The organism is Microbulbifer celer (genome assembly GCF_020991125.1).
Taxonomy (GTDB): domain Bacteria; phylum Pseudomonadota; class Gammaproteobacteria; order Pseudomonadales; family Cellvibrionaceae; genus Microbulbifer; species Microbulbifer celer.
In genome coordinates, this window is record NZ_CP087715.1 from 1,628,883 (window position 1) to 1,648,285 (window position 19,403).

Genomic DNA, 19,403 nt, shown 5'->3' on the forward strand with positions numbered 1-19,403 from the left:
CATGCAAGAAAAACGCGGTAGATTTATCACCCTGGAAGGGGGCGAGGGCGTGGGTAAATCCACCAACCTGAACTTCGTCACGCAATGGTTTGAATCCCGGGGGATCGATTTTATTCAAACCCGGGAGCCCGGAGGTACGCCGCTGGCAGAACAATTGCGCGAACTGTTATTGCAAAAGCGCGATGAGTCCGTAGATCCGACCGCTGAACTCTTGATGGTCTTTGCCGCGCGGGCCCAGCATCTCAATCGGGTGATCAGACCGGCGCTGGCTGCCGGGCAGTGGGTAATCTGCGATCGATTCACAGATGCCACCTATGCCTATCAGGGCGGAGGCCGGGGGTTGGATAAATCCCTGATTGCGCAACTGGAGCAGACCGTACAGGGGGATCTGCGACCGGATTGTGTTTTGTTGCTGGATCTCGATCCGGAGGTTGGCCTGCAACGGGCGGCCAACACCGGTGAAGCCGATCGCTTTGAAAGCGAACAGCTCGCATTTTTTCACAAGGTGCGCGAGGCCTATCGTGCCCGTGCCGATGCGGACCCCGCGCGCTATGCAGTGATTGATGCCTCGCAGGGGCTTGCTGCGGTCCAGGACCAGTTAGCCGCGGAGCTGGATAGATTGGTGGTTCAGCCATGAGTCAGGAAGTAAGCCGCGACCCGGTCGGGCGTCAAGCCCCGGTGCCTTCTCCGCTACCGTGGCAGGGCGCGCAGTGGCAGCGATTGGGCGCTCAGTGGAATACCGGGCGGTGTCCCCATGCGTTGCTGATCAGTGGCCAGCCAGGCTTGGGCAAGCGCCAGTTCGCCGATGCTTTTGCAGCACTACTGCTGTGCGACCAGCCCCGTCACGGGCTTGCCTGTGGCGAATGTCGCGGCTGTCAGCTGCGTATCGCAGGCTCCCATCCGGACATCCTCTATATCGCGCCGGAGAAGCCACAGGGGCCGCTCAAAGTGGAGCAGATTCGTCAGCTGGGCGAGTTTGTGGGGCGAACCAGTGGCCGTGAAGGCGCACGCGTAGTACAGCTGGCGCCCGCTGAGGCGATGAATATCAATGCGGCCAATGCGCTGCTCAAGAATCTGGAAGAACCCTCCGGATCGGTCATTTTCCTGCTGATCACAGACAGCCCCTCTGGACTGCTGCCGACCATCCGCAGTCGCTGCCAGAGCATTGCTTTCCCTGTCCCGCCACAACAAGTGGCCCTGCGCTGGCTGTCTGACGTCGGTGTCACCGGTGAGGCGGCGGAACGCGCGTTGACGCTTTCCGGCGGCGCACCAATACAGGCGGTGGCCCTGTCAGAGCCAGAGGCGCAGGAAGTACGCGAAAAATTTCTCGCTGACCTTACGGTGCTGAGCCGAGCAGGCGCCAGTCCGGTTGAACTGGCGGGGCGCTGGGAGAACCCGGGGGAGGGGGCGGACCTGACGTTATTGCTGCAGTTCTGGCAGAACTGGATTACCCAGATGCTGAAAGCGCGCAGCACGGACACGACGGCGGATTCACAGGTGATGGGTTTATTGCAACGCCTGCCGGGGAGTGGCCCGGAGAGCTTGCGCCCACTGTTTGGTTTTTACGATCAATTGCTCAAGGCGAAGCAGCTACTGTCCGGCAACAGCAACCCGAATAAGCGGTTACTGGTAGAGGAGCTGCTGATTCGCTGGGCCAGGATATTTCGTTAGACACCCCGTGGAAGTCGGGGTACCGTAACGCCACAACGCAAAACAAGAAACTACACACAACAAAAAACTACGTCAGATCAGCGTAGGAACAACACAAAAGGATACGGGGTAGCGTATGAAAGGCATGGGTGGCGGCGCCCGCAACGGCATTCTATCGCTGAAAATCCAGGACAAGTCGGTGCTCTACGCGGCCTACATGCCGTTTGTGAAGAATGGCGGCCTGTTTATCAGTACTGATAAGTCGTACAGCCTGGGAGACGAAGTGTTTCTCCTGTTAAGCCTGATGGACGAACCGGAAAAGCTGCCGGTGGCCGGCAAAGTGGTCTGGATTACACCTAACGGTGCCCAGGGCAACCGCACGCCGGGTATCGGAATCCAGTTCAGTGACAAGGAAAACACCGCTCAGGCCAAGATTGAGACCCTGCTGGCGGGCTCCCTGGAATCCAGCCGCCCAACCCATACGCTCTGAAACTTTCTGGCGAAGTTTCTGACAGGGCTTTCTGCAGCCTGACTGACGGGGCAGCATCGCAAGGTGCTGCCCCGTCTGTATAATTCCGTTCACATATTTCCTCACCACACGAACCGGAGGTAAAGTTCCGATGTTGGTCGATTCCCATTGCCATCTCGATAGATTGAAGCTCGAACAGTTTGACGGCGGATTGAACGAAGTGCTCGATCTCGCCCGCAGCCGTGGTATCGGTAAGTTTCTCTGTGTAGGTATCAGTCTGGACAATGCAGATCGCGTGGTGGAAATCGCCGGACAACACGATGATGTGGTTTGTTCTGTCGGCGTGCACCCGCTGGACGTGGAGTCCGGGCTCGCTGATGTAGACAGGCTGATTGAGCTGTCCAAACAACCCAACGTGGTTGCACTGGGGGAAACCGGGCTGGATTACTACTACAGCACCGAAACCAAAGACGTACAAAAGCAGAGTTTCACCGCCCACCTGCAGGCAGCGGCCAAAGCCGGGCTGCCGGTGATTGTGCACACCCGGGATGCGCGCGAGGATACGATCGAGTTGATTCGGGAGCACGGCAGCCGCGAGCATGCCGGCGTATTGCATTGCTTTACCGAGAGCTGGGAAATGGCCAAGGCCGCCCTGGATCTCAATTACTACATATCCCTGTCAGGCATTGTGACTTTCAAGAATGCGGCAGAACTACGTGAAGTCGCCAAACAGGTCCCTCTGGATCGCTTGCTGGTCGAGACCGATTCTCCCTATCTGGCGCCAGTGCCGTATCGCGGCAAACCAAATATTCCCGCCTATGTGCGCGAGGTGGCGGAATTCATCGCCGAGTTGCGCGGGCTCGAATACGAAGAGCTGGCTGAAATCACCACCAATAACTTCCATCGATTATTCCCCCGCGCCGCTTGAGCGCGCAGGGTTATTACAAGTCATCTAGACGATCATCAGGAATTGCTTATGTTGCAACAGCAATTGCAGACCATGCTGGCCTTGCAGGACGACATCAATACGCTCGTCAACGAAAACTGGCGTGGCCAGAATTTCCCCTGGTACCGGGCCATCTGGGTAGAGAGCGCAGAGCTGCTCGACCACTACGGCTGGAAGTGGTGGAAGAAGCAGGATCCGGAAATGGAGCAGGTGAAGCTGGAGCTGGTGGACATCTGGCACTTTGGGTTGAGCCTGGAGCTGCAACAGGGTAGTCCGGACGCAGTGGCCGCGAAAATGGAACAGCAGTTGGCTGGTGAGCAGCCTGCTGCCGGTAATTTCCGGGAAAACCTGGAGGCCTTCACGCTCAACACCCTGTCCAGCAAACAGTTCGATTTGGTCGGCTTCGCACAATTAATGACCGACTGTGAGTTGCCATTTGAGGATCTGTACCGCCGCTATGTGGGCAAGAACGTCCTCAATCGTTTCCGTCAGGACCACGGCTACAAGGAGGGGACCTACCAGAAGTTGTGGTTCGGAAAGGAAGACAACGAGCATCTGGCGGAAATTGCAGAATCTCTGGACAGTACAGCAGAAAATTTCAGTAATCAGCTGTATTCGGCCCTGAAAACCCGCTATACGGGCTCTCAGAAGGATTTGGCCTGACCATCTGGGCCCGATTCCGACCAAAGGATAATGCAATTAATTCGCAAGGCCCTATAATGCGGGCGCCTGAAAACAACGGAGATTAAACGTGAAAGCACCTGTTCGTGTTGCAGTTACCGGCGCCGCCGGTCAGATCAGCTATTCGCTGCTGTTTCGCATCGCTGCCGGCGAAATGCTCGGTAAAGATCAACCAGTTATTCTTCAGCTGCTGGAAATCACTCCCGCACTGGAAGCGCTGAAAGGCGTCGCCATGGAGCTGGAAGATTGTGCCTTCCCGCTGCTGGCTGGCATCGTACAATCTGACGACGCGACCGTTGCCTTCAAAGACGCGGAGTACGCTCTGCTGGTAGGCGCGCGTCCGCGCGGTCCGGGTATGGAGCGTAAAGACCTGCTGGAAGCCAACGCCGCAATCTTCTCCGCTCAGGGCAAAGCCCTGAATGATGTTGCCGCGCGCAACGTGAAAGTCCTGGTTGTGGGTAACCCGGCCAATACCAATGCGCTGATTGCCCAGCGTAACGCACCGGATCTGGATCCGCGTAACTTCACCGCCATGACTCGCCTGGACCACAACCGCGCGCTGACGCAGCTGGCGAACAAGACCGAATCCACGGTGAATGACATCACTCACATGACCATCTGGGGCAACCACTCCGCGACCCAGTACCCTGACCTGCACCAGGCCAAGGTGAACGGCGAAGACGCCATGGGTAAAGTGGACCAGGAGTGGTACGAGAACGACTTCATCCCGACCGTACAGCAGCGCGGTGCCGCGATCATCAAGGCGCGTGGCGCTTCCTCTGCAGCGTCTGCAGCCAACGCCGCCATCGACCATATGCACGACTGGGCGCTGGGCTCTGCCGAAGGCGACTGGACCAGCATGGGTGTGTACAGCGATGGTTCCTACGGTATCCAGGAAGGCCTGATCTACTCATTCCCGGTTGTGTGCAAGAACGGTGATTGGGAAATCGTTCAGGGCGTAGACATCAATGATTTCTCCCGTGAGAAGATGACTGCGACCGAGACCGAACTGGCTGAAGAGCGCGACGCTGTTGCGCACCTGCTGCCGTAAGCTTTTACTGTAATCAGTAAAAGCCAAAAAAAACCCGCACAGTGTGCGGGTTTTTTTGTGCCGGGTTAAGGCTCAGAACTTCACATTGCGCGGTGTACGCGGGAAGGGGATGACATCGCGGATGTTGCCCATACCGGTCACATAGGAAACGATACGGTCAAACCCCAGACCGAAACCACCGTGGGGCACGGTGCCGTAGCGGCGCAGGTCCCGGTACCAGTCCAGGTGCGCTTTCGGGATATCCATTTCATCCATGCGCGCATCCAGCTTGTCCAGACGCTCTTCACGCTGGGAGCCGCCGATAATCTCGCCGATACCCGGTGCCAGGACATCCATTGCCGCAACGGTGTTACCGTCGTCGTTCATGCGCATGTAGAACGCCTTGATGTCCTTCGGGTAGTTGAGCACGATCACTGGCTTTTTGAAGTGCTTCTCCGCCAGGTAGCGTTCGTGCTCTGAGGCCAGGTCGATACCCCAGGAAACCGGAAACTCGAACTTCTCTTTGCAGTTTTCCAGGATCTCGATCGCCTCGGAATAGTTGATTCGAGCAAATTCGTTATCAACGATGTTTTCCAGGCGGCTGATGGCTTCCTTATCAATGCGCTGGGCGAAGAACGCCATATCGTCCGGGCGCTCTTCCAGCACCGCGCGGAAGATATACTTCAGCATTTCTTCCGCGAGGTTGGCGCAGTCCGCAAGATCCGCGAAGGCGATTTCCGGCTCCACCATCCAGAACTCCGCCAGATGACGGGTGGTGTTGGAGTTTTCCGCGCGGAAGGTGGGGCCGAAGGTGTACACCTTGGACAGCGCCAGGCAGTAGCTCTCCACGTTCAGCTGGCCGGATACGGTGAGGAAAGTCTCTTCGCCGAAGAAATCTTCCGCGTAATCCACAGCACCTCCATCCGTCAGCGGCAGGTTGGTCTGATCCAGGGTGCTCACCCGGAACATCTCACCCGCGCCTTCACAGTCGGAAGCGGTGATGATCGGGGTGTGGATGTAGTTGAATCCGCGCTCGTGGAAGAAGCGGTGAATCGCCTGGGCGATGCAGTTGCGTACTCTCGCCACCGCGCCGCTCACGTTGGTGCGCGGCCGCAGGTGCGCGTGTTCGCGCAGGTGTTCCATGCTGTGGCGCTTGGGGGACATGGGGTAAGTATCCGGGTCTTCCACCCAGCCCACCACAGTGACGTTAGTGGCCAGCAGCTCGATAGACTGTCCTTTACCCTCAGAAGGCTTGATGGTGCCTTCGATGTCCACGGCGCAGCCGGTGGTGAGGCGCAGAATTTCGGACTGGTAGTTGCTGATGGAGGCTTCCACAACGACCTGGATCGGGTCGAAGCAGCTGCCGTCATGCACGGCGAGAAAGGATAGGCCGGCTTTGGAGTCGCGGCGTGTGCGGATCCAGCCCTGAACGCGAACGGTCTGCCCCTCGCGCCCGCTGGATTTCAATAGCGTATCGATGGATTCAACTTGCATGGTTTTGCTCTTGTTGTCCGGGAATCTTGCCCAGAGCCTTGCCCAATTTTGACTTGGAATTGGGCGTTGTCTGGTGCACGGCTTGTGGCCGGGCGCTCCCGGGTTACTGCTGGCTACAGCCTTAGGGGTTAACGGCAGGCATCTTGCCGCCTCCCGGAAGGAAAATCCAGCCCGCGGGGCCAGTATAGAAGCCTCGAATACGCGCAAGTGACGGGACGGTGGCCGGGATCTGTATTCGCACATGACGTGACACCCCTAATGCCTGACTGGTGACTCTTTGTTCAATTTGGCGCTGTCCTACACTGAGGGGGTCACAGTGATGGATGTTGCATCATGGTCAAAGAAGTCACCGGCCGCCGTGGTCGTCGGGCCTGTATTCTGCTTGCCCCAAACCAATCCCTTTCTCTTGCCGGCAACCTGTGGGTGTTCATCTCCCTGGTTGCGGTTTCCCTCGGGATCAGTATTGCCTTCGCCCTTGCCGGAGCCTGGATGGTGATCCCGTTTGCCGGGCTGGAAGTCCTCCTGCTGGCGGTGCTGTTTGGGTATGTGTACCTGGAGGGCACCCGGCGGCAGGTGATCCGGATCAACGATGATCGGGTGGTTCTGGATTCCGGCCGTGGAACCCTGGAGAAGCCGGAGTACCACACAGAATTCAGGCGTGACAGTCTCGCGGTACTGGTGCGTATGGGGCCGACCACGACAGAACCGGCGGCGGTAACGTTTACTGGCCCCGAGGGCTGTCTGGAAGTAGGTGATTTCCTGACCGATGGGGAGAAGGCTGCGCTGATCGAAAAACTGGGTGATTGTGGTATCAGCGCCCGCAAAGAGCGCAGCTTTGAATATCAGGACTTTTGACCTGGCAGTAATCTGTATAAATCCGCGTCAATCGTTTAATCTCCGCTTTTTCCAGCCTGCACAGAAAGAGGGGAGAGCAGATGGCATTTCCGAAAATCGGCAATCTCGCACCGGTGTTCACACTGAAGAACCAGAGTGGCGAAAAAGTGGCATTGAAGGACTTCCGGGGCGAGAAAAACGTAGTCCTCTACTTTTATCCAAAAGCCCTGACCCCAGGCTGTACTACACAGGCCTGTGGTATTCGCGATAGCGCCGATGCCTTTGCTGAACGCGACACAGTGGTTCTGGGGCTCAGTCCGGATCCAGAAAGCAAGCTGCAGCGATTCATCGACAAGCACGAGCTCAATTTTGATCTGCTCGCGGATGAAGATCACAAGATCGCCGACAAATACGGTTGTTGGGGATTGAAGAAGTTTATGGGCCGCGAGTTCATGGGGCTGATTCGTACTACCTTCATCATCGACAAAAATGGCCGTCTGCAACACATCATCGAGAAGGTCAAAACCAAGTCGCACCACGATGATGTTCTGAACTGGATTGACGAGAATCTGGTTTGACAGGATCCGTCATCTCACTGTCATCTTAGACAGTTTTGTTCAGACAGGTCGCCCTGACTGAAGGGCGGCTAATGACTTATCGACAATTTGGTGTGATTCGGGCGAAAAAAATTCGTTGTCGCGCCTTGCATTCTCCCCAGATGGTCTATACTGGCTTGTGTAAAGGAGCGCCGCCCAAGCGTATGGCCCAGAGCGATTGAGTGTGGTGCGAGGAAGTAGTATCTCCCATTTGATGTTCTGGGCAGGCTTTGTGCCTGTTTTCAGGTGCGCCCACACCCAGGTTGTTGCCAGTCGTATTGGTAGTGGTAAATTAGGGACTCGCAGGAAGCGGGCGTAAAAAAATAACCGCGGCTCAAGGAATCCATCAAGGAGCAGCTCAATGAACCATATTCAGCCAGATCAAGCTTCGCTCTCAGAAGACAAGCCTTTGCAGCAGGCCAGACTGTCCGGCGATCCGAACATTCTTGACCAGCTGCTGGCGCCGCCGGAGGCAACCAGTTTTGGTATTGCCGCCCGGGTGATCGACGTACTGGAACAACGGATCGGTAAAGCATCACTGGCTATTCGCCCGGTGGCCTCCGATCTCAGTATGTCTACCCGGACCCTGCAGCGCCGCCTTCAGGAGCACAACCTCAGTTTTGCCTCACTACGTGACCATGTGCGTTTCCGCCACGCGGTACATTTCCTGAAAGATACCGCACTGAGTGTCGATGGTATTTCCCGTATCCTCGATTTCTCAGACAGAACAAGCTTCACCAGCGCGTTCAAGCGTTGGACAGGTATGTCTCCTACCGGTTACCGCCGTCAGGTTCGCCAGCGCTTCTAGTACTTCTGCTAGTAGTACCAGGTAAGTAGTACCAGGAATCATTGAAAACGGCTGTGCGTGGGCCCCAAGGCCCATCGTCACGTTGTCGGCGATTCCTGTCGGTGTAAATACCTCGCGTCGCGCTAATCTGGAGCGTTTGCACTATCGCGCGCTCCGGATTGCCACTGCCCAGTAAAATCGTTAGAGTTGGCGCCCAGAATTTTCCCAACTCTACCGAGGTTCATAACATGGATTTCTTTATTCCTGCCGCCATGGCGCAAGAGGCCGCTCCGGCAGCTCAGGGCAACCCCTTGATTACCCTGCTGATGTTTGCGGGCCTGTTTGTGTTTATGTGGCTGTTTATCATTCGTCCGCAGCGCAAACGCCAGAAAGAGCATCAGGAACTGGTCACCGCATTGAAAAAAGGTGATGAGGTTGTAATGACCAGCGGTATGCTGGGTAAAGTAGAGAAAGTCGATGATGACTACCTGATTCTGGAAGTGGCTGACAACATGAAACTGAAGTTCCAGAAAGTTGCAGTTCACGCTGTTCTGCCCAAGGGCACCATCAAGAACATCTGATCGTGATTTGATCGATCTGAAAACCCGGCCAATGCCGGGTTTTTTTGTATTCGGGTTCCGTTTAGCCAATAGTTGGGCAAGCTGATTCAGGGTAAGAGGGCAAGTATGTCAATCCGATATCCCGCACGGGTGCCAATGGCCAACCTCCCCACGCCGTTGGAACCTCTGGACCGCATAACGGCCGCGTATTCCACTCCCCATGGCGGGCCCCGTATCTGGGTAAAAAGGGACGACCTCACCGAAAGCGCCATGTCCGGCAATAAACTGCGCAAACTGGAGTTCATCATTGCAGAAGCTCGCGCGCAGGGGTGTAACACCCTGATTACCTGTGGAGGAGAGCAGTCCAATCACTGCCGGGCTACCGCCCTGGCCGCAGCGAAAGCCGGGTTACAGGCCCACCTGATCTTGCGCGGAGGGCGGGAGCCCCGCGAGTCCGCGGTACCCGCAGATGGCAATCTGTTAGTCGACTATCTCGCCGGCGCCACGGTTTCTCTTGTCCCTCTGAGAGAGTACGTGGGGCACCTGCCAGCATTGTTCCAACATTGGGAGCAGTACTATGCGGAGCAGGGGGATAGGGCACTCAGCATTCCTACCGGCGGTAGTGATGGCCTGGGAATCTGGGGATACATCCGGGCGGCGGAAGAGCTCCAGGAGGATTTTGCGCATCACGGGATTTCGCCGGAGTACGTGATCTGTGCCAGCGGAAGCGGGGGAACCCAGGCCGGGTTGACCCTGGGCGGATATCTGATGGGCGCTGCTCACCTGGTGCGCGCATACGCCGTCTGTGACAATCGTAGCTATTTCGAGGAAAAAGTGGCACGGGATGTGCTGGACTGGAATCGGCGTCAGGCGCACCCTGGTTCGCAAAGTGCCGTTGATCCGCATAAATTATCCATCGACGTGTGTGATGAGTATATCGGCCCTGGTTACGGAATTGCCGATCAGGAAGTGTACGAAGTGATCAGTGCTGCAGCGAGATTGGAAGGTATTTTATTGGACCCCGTTTATACCGGAAAAGCCTTTAACGGGATGTTGCAGGACATTAAAAATGGGGGTTATTCCGGCTGTAAAGATATCGTTTTCGTGCACACTGGTGGCCAGTTCGGGGTATTTCCACACCGGACGCAGTTTGTGCTGGATGCGGGTTAGCGGGGCGCAGGAAAATTTGCGCGACAAAAATTTCTTGAATGCCAGAAAAATTGGTGAATTGTGTAATTTATGGCAGAAATCAGGTCTATCCTGCTGTTGATTGGCGCACTCCTGTTCTCTGTGGATCGAAACTGCTAATCTGCCTCGCATCGAGCGCCGGAATCCGGTGCTTTTGCTGAAGACAAATTAAACAGAATAAATCAGTAGTGGGGGTTCGTTTGGAATCTTTTAATCAGCTGCTCTTATCCATGGATGGTTTACTGGGCTCTGCGCCCTGGTTTCCCTGGGTACTGCTCGGTGTAGGCTTTTTCTTTACGCTCTACCTCGGTTTTCCTCAGGTCCGTTATTTCGGCCACGCCCTGAAAATTGTACGGGGTAAATACGATAAGCCCGGTGATCCCGGGGATACATCCCACTTCCAGGCACTTGCTACTGCACTCTCCGGCACGGTGGGTACTGGTAATATTGGTGGTGTCGGCCTGGCCATCTTCCTGGGGGGGCCGGCGGCGCTGTTCTGGATGTGGGTAACCGCGTTTCTGGGTATGACGACCAAGTTCGTCGAGGTGACGCTTTCGCACAAGTACCGTATCAAAGCTGCTGACGGTTACTACGCGGGTGGTCCCATGTTTTACATGGAGCGTCGTCTGAACATGAAATGGCTGGCGGTAATCTTCGCGATTGCTACGGTCATCAGCTCGTTCGGCACCGGTAGCCTGCCGCAGGTCAACAATATCGCCCAGGCCATGTATGACACCTTCGGCTTTAGCAAAATGCTGACAGGTGGTGTGCTGGCTATCCTGCTCGGCCTGGTGATCATTGGCGGCATCACCCGCATCGCCAAAGTGACGTCCACCATCGTACCGGTGATGGCTGTCCTGTATGTGATTGGCGCGCTGGCGGTCATTCTCTACAACTATCAGAATATCATTCCTTCCTTCGCTGCGGTGTTCTCCGGCGCGTTTAATGGCAGTGCGGCCATGGGCGGCTTTCTCGGTGCCAGCTTTGCCTACGCCTTCAACCGCGGTGTCAACCGGGGGCTGTTCTCCAATGAAGCGGGGCAGGGCTCGGCACCGATTGCGCACGCCGCGGCGCGGGCAGATGAGCCGGTGTCAGAGGGCATGGTTTCCCTGCTGGAGCCGTTCATCGACACTCTCATCATCTGTACGCTGACGGGCTTGGTCATCCTGTCGTCCGGGGTGTGGAGCGAAAAGCATTTAAACCGGTTTGAGCGTGCGGATATGACGGTCGTTGCGGGTAGCTACACCGATCAGGAAGAGCAGGATGTCAATCAGCTGTTCAGTTTCCTCAACGGCAAAGAAAGTGAGGTGCGGCCTTATACCGGAACGGTAATAGTCGCCGATGGCCTTCCGCTCAATAAGGAAGAGTTCACCATCATCAATTCTCGATCCGTTGCCGAGGATATTCAGTTCCGTGTCGGAGACGATGAGTTCAGTGGCGTGCTGAATGTGAACCAGGGCCGCTTCGTCAATGAGAATGTCGCTATCTGGGGGAACTCGCTGGTGCACTCTGTGGCGCTCACCAACCTGGCTTTCCAGAAGGGCTTCTTTGGTGAATACGGTAGCTACATTGTCACCCTGGGTATCCTGCTGTTCGCATTCTCTACGGCCATTGCCTGGTCTTATTATGGCGACCGGTCGATGATTTACCTGTTCGGCCCGAAAGCCGTGATGCCCTATCGATTAGTGTACGTAGTGGCGTTCTTCTGGGCTGCCATTGAGGACACTACGGTGATCTGGAACCTATCGGCGGTGGCCATTGTGTTGATGACTCTACCCAACCTCTTCGGCATCTCCATTCTCGCAAGAGAGATGAAGGATACAGTCAAGGATTACTGGAAAGATCCTGAGCACAAATGAGTGGTTCATATCCGATAAAAAACCGGCAATCGCCGGTTTTTTTATGGGCTTGGATCTTGGGTGAAGCGGTTACACATTCAGCAGCAAGTACTCGCGCTCCCAGGAGCTGATTACCCGTGTGAACTCTTCGTACTCATCGCGTTTGATCGCCGCCCAGGCACGTACAAAGGTGTCACCAAACATCTCGACGGCCTCGGGACATTCTGCCAGTAGGCTGAGAGCATGCTCCTGGGTACGGGGCAGGGAGATCGGTTCTTTCGAGCAATCCCCTTTATAGGGTTCGCTGGGTTTGATTTTATTCATCATCCCCAGATAGCCGCACGCCAGCGAGGTAGCGATGGCGAGATAGGGGTTACAGTCTGCGCCCGGGAAGCGGTTTTCCAAGCGCTTTGCCTGGGGAGAGCTGTCAGGCACCCGCAAGCCAGTCGTGCGGTTGTCGTACCCCCAGTGCAGGCTGGTAGGCGCCGCCATTTCCGGAGTAAACCGGCGGTAGGAATTGACGTTGGGAGCAAAGAAGGTGATAAACCCGGGAGTGTATTTCTGCATGCCGCCAATGAAGTGCAGAAAGTGCTCATTTTCTTCACCGTTTTCGTCCACAAAGATGTTCTTGCCAGTTTCGATATCGACAATGCTCTGGTGGAGATGAAGCGCACTGCCGGGCTCGTCTTCCATGGGTTTGGCCATGAACGTCGCGTAGATATCGTGGCGTAAAGCCGTTTCGCGAACGGTGCGCTTGAAGGTAAATACCTGATCTGCCAGTTTCAACGGATCACCATGGAGAAAGTTGATCTCCATCTGTGCGGTGCCTGATTCGTGAATCAGCGTATCGACATCCAGGCCCTGCGCTTCGCAGAAGTCATACATGTCTTCAATGATCGACTCATACTCATTGGCAGCGTCGATGCTGTAGGATTGCCGGGTTTTCTCCGTGCGCCCGGAGCGCCCCACCGGAGCGGACAACTTTTCATCCGGATCCACATTACGCTTGACCAGGTAGAACTCGACTTCCGGTGCGACAATCGGTTTCCAGCCCTGCTCTGCGTACTTTTCCAGCACAAGTTTCAGGATATTTCGCGTGCTGATGGGGTGGGGTTTACCGTCCCGGGTATAGCAGTCGTGGATAATCTGCGCGGTTGGTTCGTTGGCCCAGGGGTTAAGTCGAATGGAGTCCGGGTCGGGTACCAGCAGCATGTCGGTGTCGGCGGGGTCCACCAGCTCGTTGTGTTCATCGACGTAGTCGCCGGTTACCGTCTGCACCAGAATGCTTTCAGGCAGACGGCTGTCTTCGGTGAGAAATTTGTCGGTGGGGGTAAATTTGCCTCGCGCGTTTCCGGACATGTCCGGGACCAGGCACTCGACTTCAGAAATGGAATGTTCTGCGAGCCACTGGGTAATCTTGTCCATGGTGCACCTTGATTATCAGGAGGTTTCCCCTCTGAAGACTTCTGCACAGAAGCCGACTCTTAAGGGGATCACTAGTATAGAGCCCGCCGAGACCTGGCCGCCAACGGATCTTTTGCCGTCCATTTGGAAGCAACATTGGTAGCCGGCAAAGCGGCGAACTTTGATTATGACAATAAACCGAATTATCATTCAATAAATTATTGAACAATGATTCGGTTTTTACCTGTGGTGCTGTAAGCTCTCTGACTCCCCAAGGCTTTTGCAATCCATACCGCCAAGCACCGGGAAACTGAATCCACTACCAACGATGTACACGGAGAAGACTATGTCTGCCACTGGAACTGTCAGCAAGCTGTTGGGCCATACCGATTCATACTATGCGGCGAGCGCCAACGCCGCGCCTTCTTTTGGTGCTCTGGAGCAAGAGGTTCAGGCGGATGTGTGCATTATCGGTGCGGGCTACACGGGTCTCTCCAGTGCCTTGCACCTCGCTGAAGCAGGTTATGACGTAGTGGTGCTGGAAGCCGAGCGCGTTGCCTGGGGCGCCTCCGGCCGCAATGGCGGTCATGTGGGAGTAGGGCAGCGCAAGGGGCAGGAGGACCTGGAAAAGATGCTCGGGTTCGATACCGCCAAGACTCTGTGGGACCTGGGCCTGGAGGCGGTGGATCTCGTGGAAGATCTGGTGACGCGCCACAATATCCAGTGCGACCTCAAGCGCGGTATCATGCATCTCGCGGCCAAACCCGGGGATGCCCCGGACCTGAAACAAGAGGCCGAGATGCTTCAGAGCCGCTACGGATACGACAAGATCCGCTACGCGGAAAAGGATGAAGTTCGGAGCCTGGTTGGCTCAGATAGCTTCCATGGCGGGCAGATCGATAGTGGGTCGCTACACCTGCATCCGTTGAATTACGCACTGGGGCTGGCGGAGGCCGCAGTGAAGGCGGGGGTCCGTTTCTACGAACACAGTCGCGTTACGGACTACACCGGGGGAAACCCCTGTGTCATCAGGACAGCGAAAGGCGTGGTGCGTGCGCGGAACCTGGTGCTGGCGTGTAATGGCTATCTCGGCAAACTCGAGCCGCGACTCGCGGGCAAAATCATGCCCATCAACAACTTTGTGCTGGCCACCGAGCCCCTTTCAGATGACTTGGCACAGGAATTGATAGCGAACGACTACGCGCTACAAGACACCCTGTTTGTGATCAATTATTGGAAACTGTCTGGTGACAACCGGCTGGTTTTCGGGGGCGGCGAGAACTACTCCTCCCGTTTTCCCCAGGATATCCGTTCGTTTGTGCGCAAATACATGCTGCGTATCTACCCGCAGCTGTCGGATACCCGGATTGATTACGGTTGGGGGGGGACCCTGGCGATCACCCTGAACCGGATGCCTAGCATCGGCCGGCTTGAGCCGAATGTCTATTACAGCCAGGGGTATTCGGGCCACGGCGTGCCCACGGCCACCTTTGCCGGCAAATTGCTCTCAGAAGTGATTGCCGGAACAGAGGAGAGGTTTGATATATTGTCGCGCATTCCGACACCCAGCTTTCCCGGTGGAACGCTGTTACGTTGGCCCGGGCTGGTAGCGGGAATGCTCTACTACAGCTTGAAGGATAAGCTGGGCCGGTGAAGTAAAAGTTGAATGATAGTTCGGTTTGTGGGATAACGAATCGAGCTTTTCAATCGCCGGGTCCTGTCCTGAGTGGTAGTTGAGGATCTGAAACCCGATAAAAATAACCCACGGGGAGTAACGATGTCGTTTACCTGCAAGGCTTTCGAAGCGAAAAAATGTGTGCTGGCGTCCGCCGTCGGTGCAGTGGTATTTACCGTCAGTGGCGGTGCTACGGCGGCACCTGAAATCGAGGAAGTAACGGTTACGGCGCAGATGCGTGCGGAATCGCTGAAAGATGTGCCGATGGCGGTCAGCGCCTTTACTGGCGATACGGTCAAGAACGGTAACTTGAGTGACTTCAAAGATCTGTTTGCCCTGACCCCCGGCGTCTCCGGTGAGACCAACGACTCTTTCTTCGACTCCGTCTCTGTGCGCGGAGTCAACAACAACAGTTTTGGAAGCGGCAGCGATCCGGCACTGGGTATCTTCCTGGACGGTGTGTATCAGAGTCGCACTGGCGCCACGCCCAGTATGTATGACCTGGAGCGGGTCGAGGTAGTCAAGGGGCCTCAGGGCACGCTGTTCGGCCGCAATACAGCCTCTGGTGCCATCTCCATGGTTTCTCGGAAACCCGGTGAAGTTTTTGCCGGCGATATCTCCGTAGGGGCGGGCCAATATGGTCGCACAGAACTGGAAGGCGGCGTAGACGTGCCGGTGAGTGAAGACCTGGCAGTGCGTATCGCGGGCAAGCACTTCTCCCAGGACGGCCATGTTGAAAACCTGTCAGGTGGCCCGGATCTGGGCGCCAGCGAACTGAACGCCATGCGTATGACTGCGGTCTACGACGGTTTTGACAATACCACCGTGACCCTGCTGGCCCAGTACGAGGATCGAGAAGGGGATGGCACCATCTATCGGGCTTTCGATAGCGGTGCAGGCTATGCCTATGAGATCCCGGAAGGCGATTACGACCAAGTCTATAACGATACGCAGGGCGTGGATGAGTCAGAAATCGCTGACGTTATGCTGACCGTCGATCATGAGCTTGCCAGTGGTCATACTTTCACGTCCATTACCGGCTACAAAACGCACAATTACACTTATGTAGAAGATTTCGACGGTACTCCCGAGCCGATCGATACCTACGAGCGCGATCAGTCCGGCGATTTCTTCAGCCAGGAATTCCGCCTCACTTCCAACAGTGCCGGTCCTTTCAATTACGTACTGGGTGCGTCTTACTATCAGGAAGAGGTCAACGCCTATTTTGCCGGCATTGACAACGAAGATTTTATCTGTGACGGCATTTATGCAGATGAATGGGAAGAGGGCCTGGAAACCTTCGATACCTGTGACAGGCTGCCGCAGGATGTGTTGGACGAAGCCTTCGGGTTTGAGGGCGAGCCGTGGGAATACGCCCCGGACAACCTCTCTATCGAAGCTGCCGATACCCTGGGGGATTATTCCGGTTGGGGTGTGTTCGCCAATACTACCTACGACATGACCGAAGCCACCACCCTGGGACTCGGCGTGCGCTACACCCAGGATCAGAAAACGTACGACGTGGTTTCTCCCTGGCCCGACACCTGGACCGGCGGCTGGAACTATCAGGCCATGTATACCGATGAAGACGGCATCACTGGCGATCATACCTGGGACAATGTCTCTGGCCGTGTGACCCTGACGCACGTTATCAGTGAGGCATTGACAACTTACGCCAGCGTTGCCACCGGCTACAAATCCGGTGGCTTCGATTACCTTTCCTACCACATCACGGATCCGGCCTACGGCGATTCTGACGATAGCCAGTACGACTGGCTTGACGAACAAGGCTACGAGGTCAACGCAGATAACGCTGAGCCCAGCCGTTTCGATGAAGAAACCGTGTTGTCTTACGAGCTGGGCATCAAGGCCCGCCTGCTGGACAACCGCCTGGCTTTGAACGCAGCTGCCTTCCAGTACTCCTATGAAGATATGCAGCAAGCTTTCTGGGTAGGTGCCGCTGCAATTACCCGCAACGTCGGCGAGTCTGAAGGTCGCGGCCTGGAAGTCGATGCACGCTGGCTGATCACCGACAATCTGGATCTGTACTGGGGCGCAGCGCTGCTGGATACCGAGTTCAACGGTGCTCCAGAAGAATTGTGTGATGCCTGTAATGGCAACGAGATGGCATTCTCGCCGAAGTTCTCCTCGGCTACAGTGCTGACTTACACCCAGGCCACCGGCTTTGGTGAACTGTCTTACGCCGGTGAGTACACCTACACCGGCGAGCAGTGGTCTGATCTGGAGAATACCGAGGCAGTGAAGCTGGGTGCGCGCAATGTATTCAACCTTCGTCTCGCACTGACTTCCCCGGACGATTCCTGGACCGCCGGCCTCTACGCCGAGAACCTCACCGGTGAGGAGTACTACAACTGGGGTTACGCCACCGCACTGTACAATCTGCCGGCAACGCAGACGGATCCTTCTCGCGGCCGCGTGGTGGGAGTCAACCTGGATTACCGCTTCTGAGTCTCCGATCTGTCATCTCTCACAGGATGGACAAAAAAACCGGCGCATCGCGCCGGTTTTTTTGTTAAAACGTACCGATAAACCAGAGGGAGCCGATGTGTCGACCGCAGAACAGAATCGCCGTAAGAACCAGCTGACACCCCGCCGAGAGCCCGTCCAGAAAAGGGCCCGTGAGCGCGCCCGGCAGATATTGGACATGACCGGCAAGTTGCTGGAACAGGTGGGCCTGAACGATCTCACCACCATCCTGATCGCCAGGGAACTCGGGGTTTCAGTGGGCTCGGTTTATCATTACTTTCCCAATAAGCACGCCATTCTGTACGCAATGGGGGAACAGTGGCTCGCCAGCCTTACAGAGCGCCTGGATGAGCTGGCGGCGACTGACCTGGAATCACTCGAGTTGCGGTCTTTCCTCGAAGAATTACTCAACAGGTGGTTGTCGGTCTACCAGGAGCAGCGCGGTCTATTGCCCCTGGTTCAGGCCATGTGGGGGATCCCGGAGCTGCACGAGCTGGATGAGCGTCACGATGAGATGGTCATCAATCACCTGGTAGGCATGTTCCGTCGTCTGAACTTCAGCACGCCGCCCAATGAGAGCAATCGACTTGCCCGCGCCACCCTGGAAACCTGCCATGCCATGCTGCTGGTGGTCGTCAATCAGGAAGGCGTGCGCGCGGAGCGCACAAAAAATGACCTTCTTAATATGTTGATGGTATTGCTGGAACCCCATCGACAGGATTCTCAACCCTCGGGTCTCGATGATGTGGAGGCGCCGTGAGTCCGCAGAATCCCGCCGAAAAACTGATCATTGCGATTTCCTCCCGAGCCCTGTTTGATCTCCGGGAAAGCCATCTGGTGTATGAAGAGCAGGGCGTTGATGCTTTTGCGGCATATCAGATCGAGCGCGAGAACGATATTCTGCCCAGAGGCGACGCCTTTGCGCTGGTGGAGAAGTTCCTGCAGATCAATCAGCGATTGGAGGGCGCGCCGCGGGTGGAGGTCATCCTGCTGTCTCGCAATAGCGCCGATACGGGATTGCGGGTGTTCAACTCCATCGAACACTACGGCCTGGGTATAACCCGTGCGGCTTTCTGTAATGGGGAAAGCCCTTACCGCTATATCGCCCCATTTGGTTGTCATCTGTTTCTATCTACCGATGGCAACGACGTGCGCCGGGCGCTGGAGCAGGGCGTGGCAGCGGCCACGCTCATCGCCGGTGGCGCCCGCGAAAGGGGAGACGACGTGCTGCGCTTCGCGTTTGATGGTGATGCGGTACTCTTTTCCGATGAGGCAGAGCAGATATTCAAGCGTGACGGCCTGGCGGCGTTTACCACCGCCGAGCGCGCCTCCGCGCGCCAGCCCCTGGGGGGCGGGCCGTTCAAAGGCTTTCTGGAAGCGCTGCAGGCTCTGCAGGCAGAATTCCATGCAGAGAGCTGTCCCATTCGCACTGCGCTGGTGACCGCGCGCTCTGCGCCGGCGCACGAGCGGGTCATCCGGACTCTGCGCGCCTGGAATATTCGTATCGATGAATCCATTTTCCTCGGCGGTCTGCCCAAGGGGGAGTTTCTGCGTTCCTTTGGTGCCGATGTCTTTTTTGACGATCAACCCAACCACTGCGCCTCTGCCGCAGAACATGTAGCCACCGGCCATGTCCCTCACGGTATCGCCAACGCTGAAAGCTGATCCCAAAGCACATTTGTTTCAGATCGAGAAAACGCGCAATTTTTTGCCTTATTCCCTGTTGGCTGTAGGGCAAATTCGCTGCTATGCTTTTCCCGCATA

General features: G+C 56.2%; 18 protein-coding genes. 16 read left to right on the top strand and 2 right to left on the bottom strand.

Going from position 1 to position 19,403, the window contains the following annotated elements; all coding sequences use genetic code 11:
- The first annotated feature begins 1 nt into the window (after position 1).
- From tmk to LPW13_RS06870, 6 genes are all read left to right on the top strand, one after another.
- Positions 2-637, top strand: a complete 636-nt coding sequence (tmk, locus tag LPW13_RS06845) for a dTMP kinase (protein WP_230438698.1) — start codon at positions 2-4, stop codon at positions 635-637.
- Positions 634-1,671 (top strand): DNA polymerase III subunit delta', encoded by a 1,038-nt coding sequence (locus LPW13_RS06850; protein WP_230438699.1) that lies wholly within the window; start codon positions 634-636, stop codon positions 1,669-1,671. The genes tmk and LPW13_RS06850 overlap by 4 nt, the downstream gene beginning before the upstream one ends.
- Before the next feature lie 115 nt (positions 1,672-1,786).
- The gene (locus LPW13_RS06855; RefSeq protein WP_230438700.1) at positions 1,787-2,140 is read left to right on the top strand and encodes a PilZ domain-containing protein; all 354 of its coding nucleotides are present in this window, start codon (positions 1,787-1,789) and stop codon (positions 2,138-2,140) included.
- A gap of 130 nt (positions 2,141-2,270) precedes the next feature.
- Positions 2,271-3,047: a TatD family hydrolase gene (locus LPW13_RS06860; protein ID WP_230438701.1), complete on the top strand. Its 777-nt coding sequence runs from the start codon at positions 2,271-2,273 to the stop codon at positions 3,045-3,047.
- A gap of 48 nt (positions 3,048-3,095) precedes the next feature.
- The gene (locus tag LPW13_RS06865) at positions 3,096-3,728 is read left to right on the top strand and encodes a dUTP diphosphatase (protein ID WP_230438702.1); all 633 of its coding nucleotides are present in this window, start codon (positions 3,096-3,098) and stop codon (positions 3,726-3,728) included.
- Positions 3,729-3,816: 88 nt separating this feature from the next.
- Entirely contained in the window at positions 3,817-4,797 is a 981-nt protein-coding gene (locus tag LPW13_RS06870) for a malate dehydrogenase (RefSeq protein WP_230438703.1), read from the top strand.
- A gap of 72 nt (positions 4,798-4,869) precedes the next feature.
- Here LPW13_RS06870 and asnS read toward each other — a convergent pair whose 3' ends face one another.
- Complete coding sequence (asnS, locus tag LPW13_RS06875; protein ID WP_230438704.1) at positions 4,870-6,270, bottom strand: asparagine--tRNA ligase; 1,401 nt, start codon at positions 6,268-6,270, stop codon at positions 4,870-4,872.
- Between the two features lie 333 nt (positions 6,271-6,603).
- Between asnS and LPW13_RS06880 the strand changes: the two genes are divergently transcribed.
- The 6 genes from LPW13_RS06880 to LPW13_RS06905 all read left to right on the top strand — a co-directional run bounded on the left by LPW13_RS06880 (position 6,604) and on the right by LPW13_RS06905 (position 12,094).
- Positions 6,604-7,125 (top strand): DUF2244 domain-containing protein, encoded by a 522-nt coding sequence (locus LPW13_RS06880; protein ID WP_230438705.1) that lies wholly within the window; start codon positions 6,604-6,606, stop codon positions 7,123-7,125.
- Positions 7,126-7,205: 80 nt separating this feature from the next.
- The gene (gene bcp, locus LPW13_RS06885; RefSeq protein ID WP_230438706.1) at positions 7,206-7,682 is read left to right on the top strand and encodes a thioredoxin-dependent thiol peroxidase; all 477 of its coding nucleotides are present in this window, start codon (positions 7,206-7,208) and stop codon (positions 7,680-7,682) included.
- A gap of 379 nt (positions 7,683-8,061) precedes the next feature.
- Positions 8,062-8,508: a helix-turn-helix domain-containing protein gene (locus LPW13_RS06890; RefSeq protein ID WP_043316188.1), complete on the top strand. Its 447-nt coding sequence runs from the start codon at positions 8,062-8,064 to the stop codon at positions 8,506-8,508.
- Between the two features lie 227 nt (positions 8,509-8,735).
- Positions 8,736-9,068: a preprotein translocase subunit YajC gene (yajC, locus tag LPW13_RS06895; protein ID WP_230438707.1), complete on the top strand. Its 333-nt coding sequence runs from the start codon at positions 8,736-8,738 to the stop codon at positions 9,066-9,068.
- 105 nt (positions 9,069-9,173) lie between these two features.
- Positions 9,174-10,217, top strand: coding sequence for a D-cysteine desulfhydrase family protein (locus tag LPW13_RS06900; protein ID WP_230438708.1), 1,044 nt, complete (start codon positions 9,174-9,176; stop codon positions 10,215-10,217).
- 218 nt (positions 10,218-10,435) lie between these two features.
- Positions 10,436-12,094, top strand: coding sequence for an alanine/glycine:cation symporter family protein (locus LPW13_RS06905; protein WP_230438709.1), 1,659 nt, complete (start codon positions 10,436-10,438; stop codon positions 12,092-12,094).
- 69 nt (positions 12,095-12,163) lie between these two features.
- Here the strand turns inward: LPW13_RS06905 and LPW13_RS06910 are convergent, their stop codons facing one another.
- Positions 12,164-13,498, bottom strand: coding sequence for a glutamine synthetase family protein (locus LPW13_RS06910; protein ID WP_230438710.1), 1,335 nt, complete (start codon positions 13,496-13,498; stop codon positions 12,164-12,166).
- Positions 13,499-13,823: 325 nt separating this feature from the next.
- Between LPW13_RS06910 and LPW13_RS06915 the strand changes: the two genes are divergently transcribed.
- The 4 genes from LPW13_RS06915 to LPW13_RS06930 all read left to right on the top strand — a co-directional run bounded on the left by LPW13_RS06915 (position 13,824) and on the right by LPW13_RS06930 (position 19,304).
- A complete protein-coding gene (locus LPW13_RS06915) occupies positions 13,824-15,131 on the top strand; it encodes an NAD(P)/FAD-dependent oxidoreductase (protein WP_230438711.1) in 1,308 nt (435 codons plus the stop codon).
- 123 nt (positions 15,132-15,254) lie between these two features.
- Positions 15,255-17,621 (top strand): TonB-dependent receptor, encoded by a 2,367-nt coding sequence (locus LPW13_RS06920; protein ID WP_230438712.1) that lies wholly within the window; start codon positions 15,255-15,257, stop codon positions 17,619-17,621.
- Between the two features lie 97 nt (positions 17,622-17,718).
- On the top strand, positions 17,719-18,399 hold the full coding sequence (locus LPW13_RS06925; protein ID WP_230438713.1) for a TetR/AcrR family transcriptional regulator: 681 nt from the start codon (positions 17,719-17,721) through the stop codon (positions 18,397-18,399).
- Positions 18,396-19,304: a 5'-nucleotidase gene (locus tag LPW13_RS06930; protein ID WP_230438714.1), complete on the top strand. Its 909-nt coding sequence runs from the start codon at positions 18,396-18,398 to the stop codon at positions 19,302-19,304. Before LPW13_RS06925 ends, LPW13_RS06930 begins: the two co-directional genes overlap by 4 nt.
- Positions 19,305-19,403: the final 99 nt, after the last annotated feature.